The organism is Streptomyces sp. HUAS MG91 (genome assembly GCF_040529335.1).
GTDB lineage: Bacteria > Actinomycetota > Actinomycetes > Streptomycetales > Streptomycetaceae > Streptomyces > Streptomyces tabacisoli.
Genome location: NZ_CP159534.1, coordinates 353,599 through 370,030, shown reverse-complemented (window position 1 = coordinate 370,030; position 16,432 = coordinate 353,599). Strand labels below are relative to the sequence as shown.

Here is a 16,432-nt window from a genome sequence, read left to right as displayed (position 1 = left end):
CGCGATGACCACCACCGCCCCTTCCCCCGCACCGGCGGGGGAGGGGCGGGCCGTCGGCAAGAACTCCCCCGGGTCGGCGAGCGGCAAGAGCCGCCGCCCCGGGCGGATCCGCCGGATCGGCCTGCCCTACCTGCTGCTCCTGCCCGCTCTCGTGCTCGAACTCCTCGTGCACCTCGTGCCCATGGTGATGGGCGTCGTGATGAGCTTCAGGGAGCTCACCCAGTTCTTCATCAGGGACTGGACCTCGGCCCCCTGGGCCGGTCTCGACAACTTCAAGGTCGCCGTCGACTTCGACGCCCCGGTCGGCCAGGCGCTGCTCCACTCCTTCTTCGTCACCTGTCTGTTCACCGTCCTGTCGGTCGGCCTGTGCTGGGCCATCGGCACCGCCGCGGCGGTCTTCATGCAGGAGACGTTCAAGGGCCGCGGCATCCTGCGCGCCCTGTTCCTGATCCCGTACGCGCTGCCCGTCTACGCCGCCGTGATCACCTGGGTCTTCATGTTCCAGCACGACAACGGCCTGATCAATCACGTCCTGCACGACCAGCTCGGCGTCACCGACAAGCCGTCCTTCTGGCTGATCGGCGACAACAGCTTCTACGCCCTGCTCACCGTCTCGGTGTGGAAAGGCTGGCCGTTCGCCTTCCTCATCGTGATGGCCGGACTGCAGAACATCCCCAAGGAGATGTACGAGGCCGCCTCGCTCGACGGCGCCGGCCTGTGGCAGCAGCTGCGCCGCATCACGCTGCCCTCGCTGCGCCCGGTGAACCAGGTGCTCGTCCTCGTGCTGTTCCTGTGGACGTTCAACGACTTCAACACGCCCTACGTGATGTTCGGCAAGGCGGCGCCCGAGGCGGCCGACATCATCTCCGTGCACATCTACCAGTCCTCGTTCGTCACCTGGAACTTCGGCACCGGATCCGCCATGTCCGTCCTGCTCCTGCTGTTCCTGCTCGTCGTGACGGGCGTCTACCTGGCGCTCACCTCGCGCGGAAGGAAGACTTCCGATGTCTGACACCTCCGTGGCCAAGGCCGTGGACACCCGGGTGCGCCACCGCTCGCCGATGGCCACGCCGCAGTCCTTCCTGTGGTCCCGCCGGATCTTCCTGACGCTGCTCGCCGCCTTCGTGCTGCTGCCCGTGTTCGTCATGGTCTCCAGCTCGCTCAAGCCGCTCCAGGACGTCCAGGGCAAGTTCCGCTGGATCCCCAGCGGGCTGACTTTCCGCCCGTACATCGACATCTGGAAGACGGTCCCGCTCGCCAAGTACTTCGTGAACTCGCTGATCGTGGCGGGTGCGGCGACGGTCTGCTCGGTGATCGTCGCGGTGTTCGCCGCGTACGCCGTCAGCCGCTACCGCTTCAAGGGCAAGCGCGTGTTCACGGTGACCGTGCTGTCGACGCAGATGTTCCCCGGCATCCTCTTCCTGCTGCCGCTGTTCCTCATCTACGTCAACATCGGCAACGCCACCGGGATCGCCCTGTTCGGCTCGCGCGGCGGACTGATCCTCACCTACATGACGTTCACGCTGCCGTTCGCGATCTGGATGCTCATCGGGTACTTCGAGTCGGTGCCGCGCGACCTGGACGAGGCCGCCCTCGTCGACGGCTGCGGCCCGCTCGGCGCGCTGTTCCGGATCATCGTGCCGGCCGCGATCCCCGGCATCGTCGCCGTCGCCGTCTACGCGTTCATGACTGCGTGGGGCGAGGTGCTGTTCGCCTCGGTCATGACCAACGACGACACCCGCACCCTCTCGGTCGGTCTCGGCGCCTACGCCAACCTCAACGACGTGTACTGGAACCAGATCATGGCCGCCTCGCTCGTGGTCAGCGTGCCCGTCGTCGCCGGCTTCCTGCTCCTCCAGCGCTATCTCGTCACCGGCCTGACCGCCGGTGCGGTCAAGTGACCGACCCCTTTACTGCAGACCGTACTTGTGAAAGGAACCTTGTGTCCGAGCCCCTAGACCTCGCCGCCTTCCCGAACGACTTCCTGTGGGGCACGGCCACTGCCGCGTACCAGATCGAAGGGGCGGTCGCGGAGGACGGCCGCGCGCCCTCGATCTGGGACACGTTCTCGCACACGCCCGGCAAGGTCGACAACGGCGACACCGGTGACGTGGCCTGCGACCACTACCACCGCTGGCGCGAGGACTTCGACCTGCTCAAGCAGCTGGGCACCAACGCCTACCGGTTCTCCGTCGCCTGGCCGCGGATCATCCCCGGCGGCGACGGCCAGGTCAACGCCAAGGGCCTGGACTTCTACGACCGGCTGACCGACGCGCTGCTCGCGGACGGCATCACGCCGATGGTCACCCTCTACCACTGGGACCTGCCCCAGGCGTTGCAGGACCGCGGCGGCTGGCCCGCGCGCGAGACCGCTCTCGCCTTCGGGGAGTACGCGTCCGTGGTCGCGGAGCGGCTCGGGGACCGGGTGAAGCACTGGACGCCGCTGAACGAGCCGCTGTGCTCGGCGTGGATCGGCCACCTGGAGGGCCGGATGGCGCCCGGCCTCGCCGACCTGAACGCCGCCGTCCCGGCCTCGTACCACCTGCTGCTCGGCCACGGCCTCGCCACGCAGGCGATCCGCGCGGCCGTCCCCGACGCCGAGGTGGGCATCGTCCTCAACCTCGCCCAGGTGGAGCCCGCCACCGACCGGCCCGAGGACATCGCCGCCGCCCGCCGCATGGACGGTCACTCCAATCGCTGGTGGCTCGACCCGGTGCACGGCCGCGGCTTCCCCGAGGACATGGTCGAGGTCTACGGCGTCGAACTGCCCGAGCAGCCGGGCGACCTGGACACGATCGCCGCCCCGCTGGACTGGCTGGGCCTGAACTACTACTTCCCGTCCGCGATCGCCGACCACCCGGCGGGTCCCGCGCCGTACGCCGACGCCGTGCGCCGGCTCGGCGTGCCGCGCACCGGCATGGACTGGGAGGTCGACGCGAACGGCATCGAGTCTCTGCTGCTCCGCCTGACCAGCGAGTACGGCGCGCGGAAGCTGTACATCACCGAGAACGGCTCCGCGTACCCGGACGTGGTCCGCCCCGACGGCACCGTCGACGACCCCGAGCGCGAGCAGTACCTCGTCGACCACCTCGCGGCCTGCGCCCGCGCCGTGCGCAAGGGCGCGCCGCTCGCCGGGTACTTCGCCTGGTCGCTGCTCGACAACTTCGAGTGGGCCTACGGCTACGACAAGCGGTTCGGCCTCGTGCACGTCGACTACCAGACGCAGGTGCGCACCATCAAGGGAAGCGGTCACCGCTACGCGGACATCGTGCGCAGGCACGGGGCGCGGGTGCGGCGCGCCGCCTGAGAACGCCGCCCCGGTGGGGCCGACCGGAAGCGGTCCCACCGGGGCGGTCTCGCCTGTACGGGGGTCAGGCGAGCGAGAGGAAGAGCTTCTCCAGCTCCTCCTCGGTCAGCGGGGGCTGTTCGCCCTCCGCCGCGTTCATGCAGTCCCGCATGCCCGAGGCGATGATCTTGAAGCCGGCCCGGTCGAGGGCCCGGGACACGGCGGCCAGCTGGGTCACCACGTCCTTGCAGTCGCGGCCCGCCTCGATCATCGCGATCACACCGGCGAGCTGGCCCTGCGCACGGCGCAGGCGCTTGAGGACGGCGTCCGTGGCCGCCGGGGTGCCGCTCACGCGCGCAGCGCGGCGCGGGCCGCGTCCAGGGCGCCGGGAGCCGGGCGGTTGAAGGGCAGCTTGCCGAGCATGGCCGCCATGCCGCAGGTGTTGGTCACGCCCGAGTAGACCAGGCCGGACGCGACACCGGCGGCCAGCAGGCGGCCCTTCGGCGCGCGGCTGCCGAGCGCGAGCCCGGCCAGGACCAGGGCGCCTGCCGCGAACCGGACCTGGCGGTCCATCGCCCAGACCGCACGGCCCTCGCGGGCCGCCGTGTCGACGGGCAGGCCCTCGGCCGTCCACGCCTGCGTGCCGCCGTCGAGGCCGATCGCGTCCACGCCCGCCTCGGCCAGCTCGGCGCAGGCGGCGGCGGAGCGCTGCCCGGCGGCGCAGACCACGACGAGGCGGCGCCGCTCGGCGGCGGCGCGCAGGTCGGGCAGGAGCGCGTCGAGGTGGTCGGCCGGCACGTTCACCGCGCCGGGCACGTGCCCGGCCGCGAACTCGCCGGGGCCCCGTACGTCGATGACGAGGGTGCTCTCCGCGGGGCGGGCGCGCAGGTCCGCCGGGGCGAGGGTGGTGCTCATGGTTCTCCCTGAGGTGTGGGGATCGGGGGTGGGTACGCGTGGGGTCAGGCGGCCTGGCCCGCGGACCAGGTCGCGTAGCCGCCGTCGAGGTTGGCGGCGTCGCGGCCGAGCCCGGCGAGCAGGCGCAGCGCGGTGTGGCCGCGCAGGCCGACCTGACAGTGCACGAGAAGGTCGCCGTCGGGCAGTTCGGCGGCGCGGTCGCGCAGCTCGTCGAGGGGAATGTTCACCGCGCCCGGGATGGCGCCCCGGGCGTGCTCGGCCGCCGTCCGGACGTCGACGAGCGAGGCGCCCGCCGCCCGCGCCGCGTCCAGCTCGTGCCACTGGACGGTGCGGTCGGTACGGGTCACCAGGTTCTCGGCGATCATCCCCGCCATGTTGACGGGATCCTTCGCCGAGCCGTAGGGCGGGGCGTACGCCAGCTCCAGGTCGGCGAGCTCGGGCGCGGTCAGGCCGCCCGCGATGGCGGTGGCCAGGACGTCGACGCGCTTGTCGACGCCGTCCGCGCCGACCGCCTGCGCGCCGAGGATGCTCAGGTCGTCGGGGTCGAACAGGACCTTGAGCGCGATGGGGGAGGCGCCGGGGTAGTAGCCCGCGTGCGAACCGGGGTGCAGGTGCAGCGCCTGGTACCGGCGGCCCGCCGCGCGCAGCCGCTTCTCGTTCCAGCCGGTGGCCGCCGCGGTCAGCCCGAAGACCTGGACGACCGCGGTGCCGGTGGCGGGCCGGGCCGACACCGGGCGTCCGGCGATCGCGTCCGCGACGAGCCGGCCGTGCCGGTTGGCCAGGTTCGCCAGCGGCACGAGGGTGCTCTCGCCGCTCAGCGCGTCCCGCTTCTCCGCCGCGTCGCCCACCGCGTAGACGGCCTCGTCGCTGGTGCGGCCCCGCTCGTCGACGGTGATGCCGCCGCGCGGGCCGATCGCGAGGCCGGCGGCGCGGGCCAGCTCGACGTCGGGGCGGACCCCGATCGCCATCAGGACGAGATCGGCGGGCACGGCCCGGCCGTCGTCGAGGACGACCTCGCCGTCCCGGACCTCCGTCAGCTGCGTGCCGAGCGCCAGCTCGACACCGCCCGCCCGCAGCTCGGCGGCGAGCGGCGCGGCCATCTCCGCGTCGAGCGGCGGCAGCACCTGCCCGGCCAGCTCCACGAGCGTCACGCCGAGACCGCGGCGGCGCAGATTCTCCGCGGCCTCCACACCGATGAACCCGGCGCCGACGACCACGGCGGAGCGCGCGCCGGCCGCCAGCTCGCCCGCGATCCGGTCGGTGTCCGACACGTCCCGCAGCGTGAACACCCGCTCCACGCCCGGCAGTTCCGGCACGAAGGGCCGGGCACCCGGGCTGAGCACCAGCCGGTCGTACGACTCCGTGTACTCCTCGCCGCTCGCGAGATCGCGCACCGTCACCGTCCGGGCCGCCGTGTCCACGGCGACGGCCTCGCTGCGTACCCGTACGTCGATCCGGAACCGGGCGCGCAGCGCCTCGGGGGTCTGGACGAGCAGGGCGTCGCGCTCCTCGATGACGCCGCCCAGGAAGTACGGCAGCCCGCAATTCGCATAGCTGACATGAGCGCCGCGCTCCAGCACGACGATCTGCGCCTGCTCGTCGAGGCGACGCAAACGCGTCGCCGCGGACATGCCGCCCGCCACGCCTCCGACGATCACGACCTTCACGGGAACCTCCGATGTCACGTACGACTCTATACCCCCGAGGGTATCAGCTATACCCAGGGGGGTATCGGCGGGCCGGGGTGAGGGTGATCACGCACCGCCGGGCGGCGGGAACGAGCGGAAAGTCAGACAGAAGGTGTCGGGATTCGTGGGGACACTCGGTGCGTCCGGCCGCCACGGCCGGGTGGACCGACACGAAAGAGCAGGTCATGACGGACACAGCAGAGCCCGGCAGCACCACGGACGACCGGCCGTTGCACGGCAGGGTGGCCCTCGTCGCGGGCGCGACCCGCGGCGCCGGCCGCGGCATCGCCGTGGAACTCGGCGCGGCGGGCGCCACCGTCTACGTCACCGGCCGCACCACCCGCGAGCGGCGCTCCGAGTACGACCGCCCCGAGACGATCGAGGACACCGCCGACCTGGTGAGCGCGGCGGGCGGCCACGGCATCGCCGTCCCCACCGACCATCTGGAACCCGCGCAGGTGCGCGCCCTCGTCGAGCGCGTCGACGCCGAACAGGGCCGCCTCGACGTCCTCGTCAACGACATCTGGGGCGGCGAGCACCTCTTCGCCTGGAACGCGCCCGTCTGGGAGCACGACCTCGACAAGGGACTGCGGCTGCACCGCCTCGCCGTCGAGACGCACGCCATCACCAGCCACTTCGCGCTGCCGCTGCTGCTGCGCGCCCCCGGCGGCCTGGTCGTCGAGATGACCGACGGCACCGCCGACTACAACGGGGCGCACTACCGCAACTCCTTCTTCTACGACCTCGCCAAGAGCGCCGTGCTGCGCATGGCGTTCGCCCTCGGCCACGAACTGGGCCCGCGCGGCGCGACCGCCGTGGCCCTCACGCCCGGCTGGATGCGCTCGGAGATCATGCTCGACGCGTTCTCGGTCACCGAGGAGACCTGGCGCGACGCGCTCGCCGCCGAGCCGCACTTCGCGATCTCGGAGACCCCGCGCTACACCGGGCGCGCCGTCGCCGCGCTCGCCGCCGACCCGGACGTCGCCCGGTTCAACGGCACCTCCCAGTCCAGCGGCGGCCTCGCCAGGACCTACGGCTTCACCGACCTCGACGGCAGCAGGCCGGACGCCTGGCGCTATCTCGTGGAGGTCCAGGACCCGGGCAGGCCCGCGGACGTCACCGGATACCGGTAGACATCGTCGTACCGAGGCGTACTGCGTAGTACTGCGTCGTAGTGCTAGACATCGTCCGGGTCGTCGATGCGCGCCGGCCAGATCCCGCTGCCGCCGCCGCGCCACTCGACGACATCCGGATCGTCGAGCGGCGCGTCCTCGAGGCCGGCCCGGCGCAGGAACTCCGCCAGGTCCGTCATCGACCGGGCGAGGCCCGCGTCCTCGCCCCGGATGTGGACCCGGCGCCCGCCGGGCTGGGCCGCGTGCACCACGACCGAGGGGTAACCGTCACGTCCCGCGTCTTCGATCATGGGTTCAGCTTCCTCGCGCCGGAGCCCGGCCGCATCTCGCGGTGGCCGAAACAGGCCGAAAGTCACCCTTAGCCGGACCAGTTGGGTTTCCGTGAGCGGTCGGTCGAGCGGCGGTATTCCGGTTACGGTGCTCTGGTGGTGATCAACGCGCAAGGCAACGACCAGGCACGACCCGCCGACCCGGGGACGGCGCTGCTGCTCGCGGCGGCCCCCGCCGGCAAGGGATGCCTCATCGACGCGGCGGCCGTGCTGCCCGCACTCGCCGCGGTCCCGCCGAGCGCGCTCACCGGTACCGCGGCGGCCACCGTCGTCGAACTCGCCGACCCGCTCGACCCGCAGGCCGTCCTCACCCGGATGCGGACCGCCGCCGCGCTGCCCGGACAGCTGCACGTCTACGTCACCGGGCAGCTCCACCTCGACCACCGCCAGCACCTCCTGCACCTGGCCCTGGCCCGCACCACCGCGTCGACACTGCGCTACACGGCGCTGCCCTGGCACTGGCTCACCGGCGAACTCGCCCTGCGCGGCCCGCACACCACGACCGTCGTCCTCGACCTGGTCGCCGACGCCGAGGCCTGGCCGCACGTGCGCGGGGGCGGCGTCGGCCTCGGCCACGGCATCCGCGTCTTCGGCCGCGTCAGCCCGCCCCCGCCCCGCCGGACGGTCCTGACCCCCGACTACCTCAGGACGTACGCCGACATCTGGCGCACCGGCGTCCGCCCGCCCCTCGCCCACCTCCACGAGACCGCGGCCGCCCGCACGGGCCCGGCGGAGGCGTTCTTCGTGGCCATGGACACGCCGGTGCGGGCCTTCCCGACGGAGCAAGCGGCGCCGGTCACGGTCGCCGCGGCCCCGGTGCAGGCGTTCGCCCCCGCGACGACCCGGCCCCCGGTGCCGGCGCAGGCGCTCCCGGTCCCCGCGCCCGCCCGGGCAGCGCCCGCGCCACCTGGGCCCGCCCCCGCCGAGGACCCGCACCCGGCCCTGCTCGCCGCCGCGCGGGCCGGCCGGCACACGGAGGCCGCCGCCATCGCGGCACGCTGGGAGAGCGAGGCGCTGCGGGTGCACGGCGCCGGGTCCGCGCAGGCCGTGCACTGGCTGGAGGTGCGGGCCGATCTCGCGCGGCTGGCGCAGGATCCCGGACGCAGCTGCGCGCTGTGGACCGAGGTGGCGCAGGCCCGGCTGGCACGCGGCGAAACGCCCGCCGACGAGGACGTGACGGCGGCCGTCGACCGCGCCCACCACCAGTGGGAGCAGCTCGGGGATCCGGACCGGGCCCGCGCCCTCGCCGTCGTCCTCACCGCGCTGCGCCACCAGGTGCCGGGCCGCCGCCCGGGCGCCCTGGAGGCGATCCACCGCCGCCTGGAGGTGCTGGGCACACCGTCACCGCTGGGCTAGGGCGTGTGTCGAAAGTCCCGTCGTTCGCCCGAAGGGCGGGCCTCGCGGGGTCTGGTGCGTGCGATCGCAAGGCGCCGGGGCGTCCTCATAGCGGAGCTATGAGGGCGTTTGGGCAACGCCGCGAGCGTGCGTGCCAGACCCCGCGAGGCAGACGGGACTTTCGCCACACGCCCTAGGACTCTCGCCACACGCCCCGGATCCCCTCAGCACGCGCGCCGCGCGTACCCCTTCGTCCCGGCGGGCCGCACGTCGACGTCCCGCAGTACGAGCGACAGCCGCTTGCCGTAGGCGCGGCAGGCCCGGGCGAAGTCGGCCGCGCGGTACTCGACGGCGAAGACCCGGTCGTCGTACGCCTTCGCGTACGCCCCGCACTCGTCGTAGCTCCCGCACTCCTCGGCGACGGCGAAGTCGAAGCCGACGGCGGACCGCTTCGGGAGGAGTTCGGCGGTGTTCTTCTGGCCGACCGCCAGCCCGGCCGCGTGCCCCCGGTCCGCCAGCAGCCGTGCGAAGGCGACCGCGTCCGAGGCGTCGAGCAGGCCGTCCGAGCGCGAGTAGGAGTCCAGGTTGTCCAGCTCGACGGCCTGGAAGCCGTCGTCGCCGCAGCCCTCGACCCAGCGTCCGACGATCTTCGCCAGGCGCGTCCGCTTGGCGGCCGTCGAGATGTCGAACAGGGCCTCGTCCCAGTCCTCGTCGATGACCACGTCGCCCTCGTCGTCCCGCAGCAGCAGATCGGGATCGTCGCGCTCCCACCCGCGCAGCGCGTCCGGCTGCGCCTGGAACGCGTTGACGTAGCAGACGTTGTACAGCCCCTTCGCGGGCTCGGCGCTCCGGTCGCGGGAGACGGCCCGCACCCCGGACGGCGGCGTGTACGGCCCGCCGATCTGGTAGTCGAAGCCGACGTTCGGCGTCGGCCGGACCACCTCCGGGGTGTGCCCGCCGGAACCGGACGGCGAGGACGTCGACGAGCAGGCGGTCAGCAGCAGGACGGCGGCGAGGGCGAGCCCGACGGCCGACGGGCGGGCGGAACGACGCGAGGCCGGGACGAAGATCACCACAGAACCTTACGGGCCGCGGCGCCGTGACTCACCTCACGCCTGCCTCGGGAGCGGCCGGGAACAACAAGGACACCCCGCCCGTTGAACCCACCGTGGACACGGATGGAACAGTGTCCCCGGGCCCTACCCACAGCCCGCAGGGAAGATCGTTCGGCTGAAGCCCTGCGGAGCCCCCCGCCGAGAGGCGACCGCCATCCGTGCCCACCCGGTACCGCCCCGGCCGTGATCCCCCGTCACGGTCGGGGCTTCCCGCTGTCCGGGGTCCCGCCGGTCCGGGGAGGAGCGTCGCGGAGCGGTCCGTTCTTGATCGATCCATGTCCCAACCGGGCGTCTGCGACTACAGTTCGGGGGCATGGCGCGTGATCAGGACACTCGGCACCGGCTCGTCACCACGTTCCAGCGCAGGATCGCCAACCCGCTGACCAGACGGCTGCCGGGACAGATGCTCATCGAGACGACCGGCCGGGTCTCGGGGCAGCCGCGCCGCACCCCCGTCGGCGGACGGCGGATCGGCGACACCTTCTGGCTCGTCTCGGAGTTCGGGCTGAAATCCCAGTACGTGCGGAACATCCGGGCCAGTCCCGACGTCCGGGTCAGGATCCGCGGCCGCTGGTACCACGGGGTGGCCCACCTCGTGCCGCAGGACGACGCCCGGGCCCGGCTGAGGGAACTGCCGTTCTTCAACAGCGCCGCGGTCCGCGCGCTGGGCGACGAACTCCTCACGATCCGCGTCGACTTGGCCTGACGGCGGGGCGGCCCGGGCCCGGCGTGGACACGTCAGCGTTCTTCGGACGGGGCCCGGCCCTGGCATGATCGGGGCATGGCAGAACGTGTGATCGCCGCGTGTGACGGCGCCTCCAAAGGAAACCCCGGACCGGCCGCCTGGGCCTGGGTCGTCGCCGATGGCGAGGAAAAGGTCGTGCAGTGGGAGGCCGGCGCGCTGGGCACCGCGACGAACAACGTCGCGGAACTCACGGCCCTGGAGCGGCTGCTGAGCACGGTCCCGGCCGATGTCGCGCTGGAGGTCCGGATGGACTCCCAGTACGCGATGAAGGCCGTCACGACCTGGCTGCCCGGCTGGAAGCGCAAGGGCTGGAAGACCGCGTCCGGCAAGCCGGTCGCCAACCAGGAGCTGGTCGCCCGCATCGACGCCCTGCTGGAGGGCCGCTCCGTCGAGTTCAAGTATGTCCCCGCGCACCAGGTCGACGGCGACCCGCTGAACGACTTCGCGGACCGCGCCGCCAGCCAGGCCGCCGTCGCGCAGCAGGACGCGGGCAGCGCGGTCGGGTCCCCGGAGCCGCCGCCCTCGTCGCCGTCGTCGGCCGCCCCGGCCCGCGCCAAGAAGGCGCCGCGGCGCGCGAGCGGCGGCGGGAGCGGTTCCTCCTCGCGCACCCTCAAGGCCAAGTTCCCCGGGCGCTGCCGCTGCGGCCGCTCGTACGCCGCCGGCGAGGAGATCGCCAAGAACCCCGACGGCTGGGGCCACCCGGAGTGCCGCGAGTCGGCATGACGGCACGGGCGAGGGGCGCCGGCCCCTCGCCCGTACCGCGGCTTCAGTTCGACACGCGGACGTAGTCGACGACGAGCTGCTGCGGGAACTGGGTGCTGCCGTCCGGGTCGCCCGGCCAGTAGCCGCCCACCGCCAGATTCAGGATCACGAAGAACGGCTTCTCGAAGACCCACTGGTTGCCGCCCACGTCGGCGGGTGTCCGGGTCTGGTACACGGTGCCGTCCACCGACCACTTGATCTCGTTCGGCGACCAGTCCACCGCGAAGGTGTGGAAGTCGTCCGCGAACGCCTGACCGTTCGGCAGCGAGTACGCCGCGCCGATCCCGCCCGATCCCGAATAGCCGGGACCGTGGATCGTGCCGTGCACGGTGGACGGCTCGAAGCCGACGTTCTCCATGATGTCGATCTCGCCGGAGTTCGGCCAGCCGACCGAACCGATGTCGTCGCCGAGCATCCAGAACGCGGGCCAGATGCCCTGACCGCGCGGTATCTTCATCCGCGCCTCCACGTGCCCGTGCGTCGTCGAGAACTTGCCCGACGTGTTCAGCCGCGCCGAGGTGTACTCGCACGTGCCGTACCAGCACTGGTAGTTGGACGGGTTCTCCTTGCGGGCCGTGATGACCAGATGGCCCTGGCCGTCGAGCGCGGCGTTGCTGTTGCCCGCCGTGTAGTACTGCCGTTCGTGGTTGTTGACGTTGTCGCCCGTCTCGGTCTGCCACTTCGAGCCGTCGACCGCCGAGCCCGCGGGCCCGTCGAAATCGTCGGAGAAGGTGACCGCGGCGGCCCGTGCGTCGTCGGCGCCCGCGGCGTTGGCGACGGGCACGAGTCCCGCGCCGAGGCACAGGAGCGCGGCCGCGCCGAGGGGGAGCCGGCGCCGCAGGAACGTGCGGGAGCGGTGTGAACTGCGCATGGAGCATCACGTCACTTCGGGTAGGGGGATCGTGTCTGTCTCGGACACGCCAGAAAGTGAAGACAAGGGAGTTGCGCGTGGTGCGATGAGTTCAAGGGTTGATTTAAGGGGTGCCCGGAAGGCGCGTCAAGGGATTCGTCCGTACCAACTTCCGCTCCGTGGAGATCGGTTGAGGACAGCGCGAGGCCCCGGACATCCGTGACGTCCGGGGCCTCGTGGGGGATTGGTCGGGCGAATCTAGTGGTCGCGCAGGGCCGCGATGAGTTCGTCCTTGGTCATCTTCGAGCGCCCGTCGATGCCGATCTTCTGCGCCTCGCGGTAGAGATCGTCCTTCGTCCGGTCCTCGTAGGCGCCCGCCTTCCCGCCCTTGCGGCCGGTCGCGGAGCGTGACGAGCGGGCCGCGTCGTTCGCGATCCGGGCCGCCTTCTCCTTGCTCGCGCCCTCCCGGCGCAGTGCCTGGTACGTCTTCTCGTCCTTGATCTGTGCTCGGGGCACAGTGCTCACCTCCAGGGGATCGGGTACGGGGCCGACCCCTCCTGCCTACCCCCGGTGCGCCGCGACCGCCACGCGAGGCCCGTACTAGGGTGCTCCATGATCACGTCAGCCGATCGAGCAGGGGAGCCCGGGTGACCACGCTGCGTTGTGCCGTACTCGACGACTATCAGGGCGTCGCCCGCGAACTGGCCGACTGGGGCCGACTCTCGGGCCGGGTCGACGTGCGCTTCCTGGACCGGCACCTCACCGACCACGACGCGCTCGCCGCCGAACTCGCCGACTGCGAGATCGTCGTCGTGATGCGCGAACGCACCCCCTTCCCGGCCGCGCTCCTCGACCGGCTGCCCCGGCTGCGGCTGCTGATCACCTCGGGTCTGCGCAACGCCTCCATCGACCTCGCCGCGGCCGCCGCGCACGGCGTCACCGTCTGCGGCACCCCCAGCAGCTCCGAGCCGCCGGCCGAGCTGACCTGGGCGCTGCTGCTCGGCCTCGCCCGCGGTGTCGTCACGGAGAACGACAGCCTGCGCGAGGGCGGCCCCTGGCAGTCCACGCTCGGTGCCGACCTGCACGGCAGCCGCCTCGGGCTGCTCGGCCTGGGCAAGATCGGCACGCGCGTGGCCCGGGTCGGCGCCGCCTTCGGCATGGACGTCGCCGCGTGGAGCCAGAACCTGACCGAGGAGCGTGCCGCCGCGGCGGGCGTCACCCTCGCCGCGTCCAAGGAAGAGCTCCTGGAGACCAGCGACTTCGTCTCCGTCCATCTCGTCCTCGGCGACCGCACCCGTGGCCTGATCGGCGCCGGCGAACTGCGCCGGATGCGCCGCACCGCCTATCTCGTCAACACCTCACGGGCCGCGATCGTCGACCAGGACGCCCTCGTCCGGGCGCTGCGCGAGGGCTGGATCGCCGGCGCGGGCAGCGACGTCTTCGAGACCGAACCCCTCCCGCTCGACCACCCGCTGCGCACCGCCCCGAACTTCCTCGGCCTGCCGCACCTCGGGTACGTCACCCGGCGCAACTACGAGGGCTACTTCCGGGGCGCCGTCGAGGACATCGAGGCGTATCTGTCCGGCGCCCCGGTCCGCACGCTGGGCTGAGCCGTCCGGCCTCGCGTCCTCAACGAGCCGGTCAGAGCGGGAAGTTGGCGTGGCACACTGCGGGCTGATCAGCCCGACAGGACCACCTCCCGCGACGATGGAGCCCGCCATGACGCCACCGGTACCCCCGATCGACACCACCTGGGCGCACCCCGCCCGGGTCTACGACTGGCTGCTCGGCGGCAAGGACAACCACCCCGTCGACGCGGCGGTCGGCAGCAAGCTCCCCGCGCAGGCCCGCGACGCGGCCCGGCAGAACCGGGAGTTCATGCACCGGGCGGTGTCCCACCTCGCCGGACAGGGCGTCGACCAGTTCCTCGACATCGGCTCCGGCATCCCCACCGCGCCGAACCTGCACCAGATAGCCCAGCGCGCCCTGCCGTCCGCGCGGGTCGTCTACGCCGACAACGACCCCCTCGTGCTGCGGCACGCCCAGGCCCTCCTCGCGGGCAGCCCCGAGGGCGCGACCGACTACATCATGGGCGACGTGCGCGAGCCGGACGCCATCATCGACCACGCCCGCACGGTGCTCGACTTCGAGCGGCCCGTCGCGCTGTCACTGATCGCGCTGCTCCACTTCATCACCGAGGACCAGGACCCGTACGGCGTCGTCGCCCGGCTCGTCTCCGCGCTCCCGCCGGGCAGCCATCTCGTTCTCACCAACGCCTCCCCGGACTGGCGGCCCGATCTGGCCGCGCAGGTCGTCGACGAGTACGAGCGGGCGGGCATCCGGCTCGCCTTCCGCACCCGGGCCGAGGTCGCCCGCTTCTTCGACGGCCTCGACCTCCTCGAACCGGGCCTGGTCGCGGTCACCGAGTGGTACCGCGACGACAAGGCGCCCGCGCCCGAGGAGTGCGGGATCTACGGAGCGGTGGCGCGGATTCCGTGATCGTGTCGTCCGCTGTCGTGGATTACCGGGTGGTTTGCATTCACTTGTTACGCGATCAGCAGTAGAACTCGTTCCTATTCCATCGAGAGTGAGGAACGGACGTGACCGAAGCAACCCGCCCTGAAGTCGTACGGAACGGACTGAGCCGCCGTGGCTTCCTCGCAGGAACAGGTTCTCTTATTGGCGCCGTGACCCTGACCGGTCACGCCGCCGCGGCTCAGCCCCGCGCCACCGCCGCCGTGTCCGACGGCGCGCACATCCCGGCACTCGTCATCGGCAGCGGCTACGGCGGATCGGTGACCGCGCTGCGGCTCGCCGAGGCCGGCGTCGACGTGCAGATGGTCGAGATGGGCATGGCCTGGGACACCCCCGGCTCCGACGGCAAGATCTTCGCCAACACCACCAGTCCCGACAACAGATCGTTCTGGCTCAGAACCAGAACGAAGCAGCCCCTGAGCAACTTCCTCGGCTTCCCGATCGACAAGGACATCCCGCGCTACACCGGCATCCTCGACGCCGAGGAGTTCGCCGGGATCACCGTCTACCAGGGCCGCGGCGTCGGCGGCGGCTCGCTGGTCAACGGCGGCATGGCCGTCACCCCGAAGCGGGAGAACTTCGCCGCGATCCTGCCGTCCGTCGACCCGGGCGAGATGTACGGCACCTACTACCCGCGCGCCAACGCGGGCCTCGGCGTCGCCACCATCGACCCGAACTGGTTCGAGACCGCCGAGTGCTACCAGTACGCGCGCGTCGGCCGCAAGCACGCCCAGCGCTCCGGGTTCCCGTTCGTCTTCGTGCCCGACGTGTACGACTGGGACTACATGAAGCAGGAGCAGGCCGGCACCGCCCCCAGGTCGGCGCTCGCGGGCGAGATCCTGTACGGCAACAACTACGGCAAGAAGTCCCTGCAGAAGACCTACCTCGCCCGTGCGAAGGCGACCGGACGGGTCGCCATCTCGCCACTGCACAAGGTGACATCGGTGGTCCCGGCCGCCGGTGGCGGCTACACGGTCCGCATCGACCAGCTCGACACCGGCGGCGCCACCACCGCCACCAAGGAGATCACCGCGGACCGCGTCTTCTTCGCAGCCGGAAGCGTCGGCACCAGCAAGCTCCTCACCCGTCTCAGGGCCACCGGAGCGCTGCCCGCGCTCAACGACGAGATCGGCAAGGGCTGGGGCGACAACGGCAACGTCATGTGCGGCCGGGCGAACCACCTGTGGGACCCCACCGGTTCGCTCCAGGCGTCGATCCCGACGGGCGGCATCGACAACTGGGCGGCGGGCGGCGCCTTCGCCGAGGTCGCCCCGCTGCCCACCGGCATCGAGACGTTCGCCTCGTTCTACCTGTCCATCACCAAGACCCCGCAGCGCGCCCAGTTCACGTACAACCCGACGACCGGCGGGGTCGACCTGAGCTGGCAGAAGGCGTGGAAGCAGACGTCGATCGACGCGGCGAAGACCATCTTCGACAAGATCAACGCCAAGGAGGGCACGATCTACCGCACCGATCTCTTCGGTACGTACAAGATCTGGGGCGACCACCTGACGTACCACCCGCTGGGCGGCGCCGTGCTCAACAAGGCGACCGACAACTACGGCCGCCTGCGCGGCTATTCGGGCCTGTACGTGATGGACGGCGCGCTGATCCCGGGCAACACCAGCGTGAACCCGTTCGTCACCATCACGGCTCTGGCCGAGCGCAACATCGCGCAGATCGTCGCCACTGATCTGTGACCGGACGCGTCCTGTCCCGGCCCCGAGCCGTGCGGTGGT

The 16,432-nt window shown here is 72.0% G+C and carries 17 protein-coding genes; 10 read left to right on the top strand and 7 right to left on the bottom strand.

What is annotated here, in order from left to right; all coding sequences use genetic code 11:
* Positions 1 to 4: 4 nt before the first annotated feature.
* The 3 genes from ABII15_RS01865 to ABII15_RS01855 are packed head-to-tail and all read left to right on the top strand — an operon-like array spanning position 5 to position 3,307.
* Positions 5 to 1,012: a sugar ABC transporter permease gene (locus ABII15_RS01865; protein WP_353940463.1), complete on the top strand. Its 1,008-nt coding sequence runs from the start codon at positions 5 to 7 to the stop codon at positions 1,010 to 1,012.
* The gene (locus ABII15_RS01860; protein ID WP_353940462.1) at positions 1,005 to 1,901 is read left to right on the top strand and encodes a carbohydrate ABC transporter permease; all 897 of its coding nucleotides are present in this window, start codon (positions 1,005 to 1,007) and stop codon (positions 1,899 to 1,901) included. Before ABII15_RS01865 ends, ABII15_RS01860 begins: the two co-directional genes overlap by 8 nt.
* A gap of 41 nt (positions 1,902 to 1,942) precedes the next feature.
* Entirely contained in the window at positions 1,943 to 3,307 is a 1,365-nt protein-coding gene (locus tag ABII15_RS01855; RefSeq protein WP_353940461.1) for a GH1 family beta-glucosidase, read from the top strand.
* 64 nt (positions 3,308 to 3,371) lie between these two features.
* Here the strand turns inward: ABII15_RS01855 and ABII15_RS01850 are convergent, their stop codons facing one another.
* Genes ABII15_RS01850 through ABII15_RS01840 form a run of 3 tightly spaced genes read right to left on the bottom strand, consistent with a single transcriptional unit; the run spans position 3,372 to position 5,886 of the window.
* Positions 3,372 to 3,638 carry a metal-sensitive transcriptional regulator gene (locus tag ABII15_RS01850; RefSeq protein WP_351454790.1) on the bottom strand — a complete coding sequence of 89 codons (267 nt, stop codon included), beginning with the start codon at positions 3,636 to 3,638 and terminating at the stop codon, positions 3,372 to 3,374.
* Positions 3,635 to 4,201: a rhodanese-like domain-containing protein gene (locus ABII15_RS01845; RefSeq protein ID WP_353940460.1), complete on the bottom strand. Its 567-nt coding sequence runs from the start codon at positions 4,199 to 4,201 to the stop codon at positions 3,635 to 3,637. Before ABII15_RS01845 ends, ABII15_RS01850 begins: the two co-directional genes overlap by 4 nt.
* A gap of 44 nt (positions 4,202 to 4,245) precedes the next feature.
* Positions 4,246 to 5,886, bottom strand: coding sequence for an FAD-dependent oxidoreductase (locus tag ABII15_RS01840; RefSeq protein WP_353940459.1), 1,641 nt, complete (start codon positions 5,884 to 5,886; stop codon positions 4,246 to 4,248).
* A 188-nt stretch (positions 5,887 to 6,074) separates the two neighbouring features.
* On the opposite strand from ABII15_RS01840, the gene ABII15_RS01835 reads away from it, so the two are divergent.
* Positions 6,075 to 7,022, top strand: coding sequence for an SDR family oxidoreductase (locus ABII15_RS01835; protein ID WP_353940458.1), 948 nt, complete (start codon positions 6,075 to 6,077; stop codon positions 7,020 to 7,022).
* A 44-nt stretch (positions 7,023 to 7,066) separates the two neighbouring features.
* On the opposite strand, the gene ABII15_RS01830 is transcribed toward ABII15_RS01835, so the two are convergent.
* Positions 7,067 to 7,312 (bottom strand): hypothetical protein, encoded by a 246-nt coding sequence (locus ABII15_RS01830; RefSeq protein WP_353940457.1) that lies wholly within the window; start codon positions 7,310 to 7,312, stop codon positions 7,067 to 7,069.
* 135 nt (positions 7,313 to 7,447) lie between these two features.
* Here ABII15_RS01830 and ABII15_RS01825 point away from each other — a divergent pair, with 135 nt between their 5' ends.
* Positions 7,448 to 8,707, top strand: a complete 1,260-nt coding sequence (locus ABII15_RS01825; RefSeq protein ID WP_353940456.1) for a hypothetical protein — start codon at positions 7,448 to 7,450, stop codon at positions 8,705 to 8,707.
* A 203-nt stretch (positions 8,708 to 8,910) separates the two neighbouring features.
* Here the strand turns inward: ABII15_RS01825 and ABII15_RS01820 are convergent, their stop codons facing one another.
* The gene (locus ABII15_RS01820; RefSeq protein ID WP_353940455.1) at positions 8,911 to 9,759 is read right to left on the bottom strand and encodes an endo alpha-1,4 polygalactosaminidase; all 849 of its coding nucleotides are present in this window, start codon (positions 9,757 to 9,759) and stop codon (positions 8,911 to 8,913) included.
* Positions 9,760 to 10,114: 355 nt separating this feature from the next.
* On the opposite strand from ABII15_RS01820, the gene ABII15_RS01815 reads away from it, so the two are divergent.
* Positions 10,115 to 10,507: a nitroreductase/quinone reductase family protein gene (locus ABII15_RS01815; protein ID WP_353940454.1), complete on the top strand. Its 393-nt coding sequence runs from the start codon at positions 10,115 to 10,117 to the stop codon at positions 10,505 to 10,507.
* Between the two features lie 75 nt (positions 10,508 to 10,582).
* On the top strand, positions 10,583 to 11,269 hold the full coding sequence (locus tag ABII15_RS01810; protein WP_353940453.1) for a ribonuclease H: 687 nt from the start codon (positions 10,583 to 10,585) through the stop codon (positions 11,267 to 11,269).
* A gap of 43 nt (positions 11,270 to 11,312) precedes the next feature.
* Here ABII15_RS01810 and ABII15_RS01805 read toward each other — a convergent pair whose 3' ends face one another.
* Positions 11,313 to 12,179, bottom strand: coding sequence for a glycoside hydrolase family 16 protein (locus ABII15_RS01805; RefSeq protein WP_353940452.1), 867 nt, complete (start codon positions 12,177 to 12,179; stop codon positions 11,313 to 11,315).
* Between the two features lie 237 nt (positions 12,180 to 12,416).
* Positions 12,417 to 12,674, bottom strand: coding sequence for a Rho termination factor (locus ABII15_RS01800; RefSeq protein ID WP_353940451.1), 258 nt, complete (start codon positions 12,672 to 12,674; stop codon positions 12,417 to 12,419).
* A gap of 131 nt (positions 12,675 to 12,805) precedes the next feature.
* Between ABII15_RS01800 and ABII15_RS01795 the strand changes: the two genes are divergently transcribed.
* The 3 genes from ABII15_RS01795 (at position 12,806) to ABII15_RS01785 (ending at position 16,393) form a co-directional block, all read left to right on the top strand.
* A complete protein-coding gene (locus tag ABII15_RS01795) occupies positions 12,806 to 13,768 on the top strand; it encodes a D-2-hydroxyacid dehydrogenase family protein (RefSeq protein ID WP_353940450.1) in 963 nt (320 codons plus the stop codon).
* A gap of 109 nt (positions 13,769 to 13,877) precedes the next feature.
* Positions 13,878 to 14,657: an SAM-dependent methyltransferase gene (locus ABII15_RS01790; RefSeq protein WP_353940449.1), complete on the top strand. Its 780-nt coding sequence runs from the start codon at positions 13,878 to 13,880 to the stop codon at positions 14,655 to 14,657.
* A 101-nt stretch (positions 14,658 to 14,758) separates the two neighbouring features.
* Positions 14,759 to 16,393: a GMC oxidoreductase gene (locus ABII15_RS01785; protein WP_353940448.1), complete on the top strand. Its 1,635-nt coding sequence runs from the start codon at positions 14,759 to 14,761 to the stop codon at positions 16,391 to 16,393.
* Positions 16,394 to 16,432: the final 39 nt, after the last annotated feature.

Excerpts from the sequence above, each read along its gene's own strand:
- ABII15_RS01865 (WP_353940463.1), top strand. The coding sequence starts at position 5 with ATGACCACCACCGCCCCTTCCCCCGCACCGGCGGGGGAGGGGCGGGCC.
- ABII15_RS01845 (WP_353940460.1), bottom strand. The coding sequence starts at position 4,201 with ATGAGCACCACCCTCGCCCCGGCGGACCTGCGCGCCCGCCCCGCGGAG.
- ABII15_RS01815 (WP_353940454.1), top strand. The coding sequence starts at position 10,115 with ATGGCGCGTGATCAGGACACTCGGCACCGGCTCGTCACCACGTTCCAG.
- ABII15_RS01835 (WP_353940458.1), top strand. The coding sequence starts at position 6,075 with ATGACGGACACAGCAGAGCCCGGCAGCACCACGGACGACCGGCCGTTG.
- ABII15_RS01805 (WP_353940452.1), bottom strand. The coding sequence starts at position 12,179 with ATGCGCAGTTCACACCGCTCCCGCACGTTCCTGCGGCGCCGGCTCCCC.
- ABII15_RS01830 (WP_353940457.1), bottom strand. The coding sequence starts at position 7,312 with ATGATCGAAGACGCGGGACGTGACGGTTACCCCTCGGTCGTGGTGCAC.
- ABII15_RS01790 (WP_353940449.1), top strand. The coding sequence starts at position 13,878 with ATGACGCCACCGGTACCCCCGATCGACACCACCTGGGCGCACCCCGCC.
- ABII15_RS01810 (WP_353940453.1), top strand. The coding sequence starts at position 10,583 with ATGGCAGAACGTGTGATCGCCGCGTGTGACGGCGCCTCCAAAGGAAAC.
- ABII15_RS01860 (WP_353940462.1), top strand. The coding sequence starts at position 1,005 with ATGTCTGACACCTCCGTGGCCAAGGCCGTGGACACCCGGGTGCGCCAC.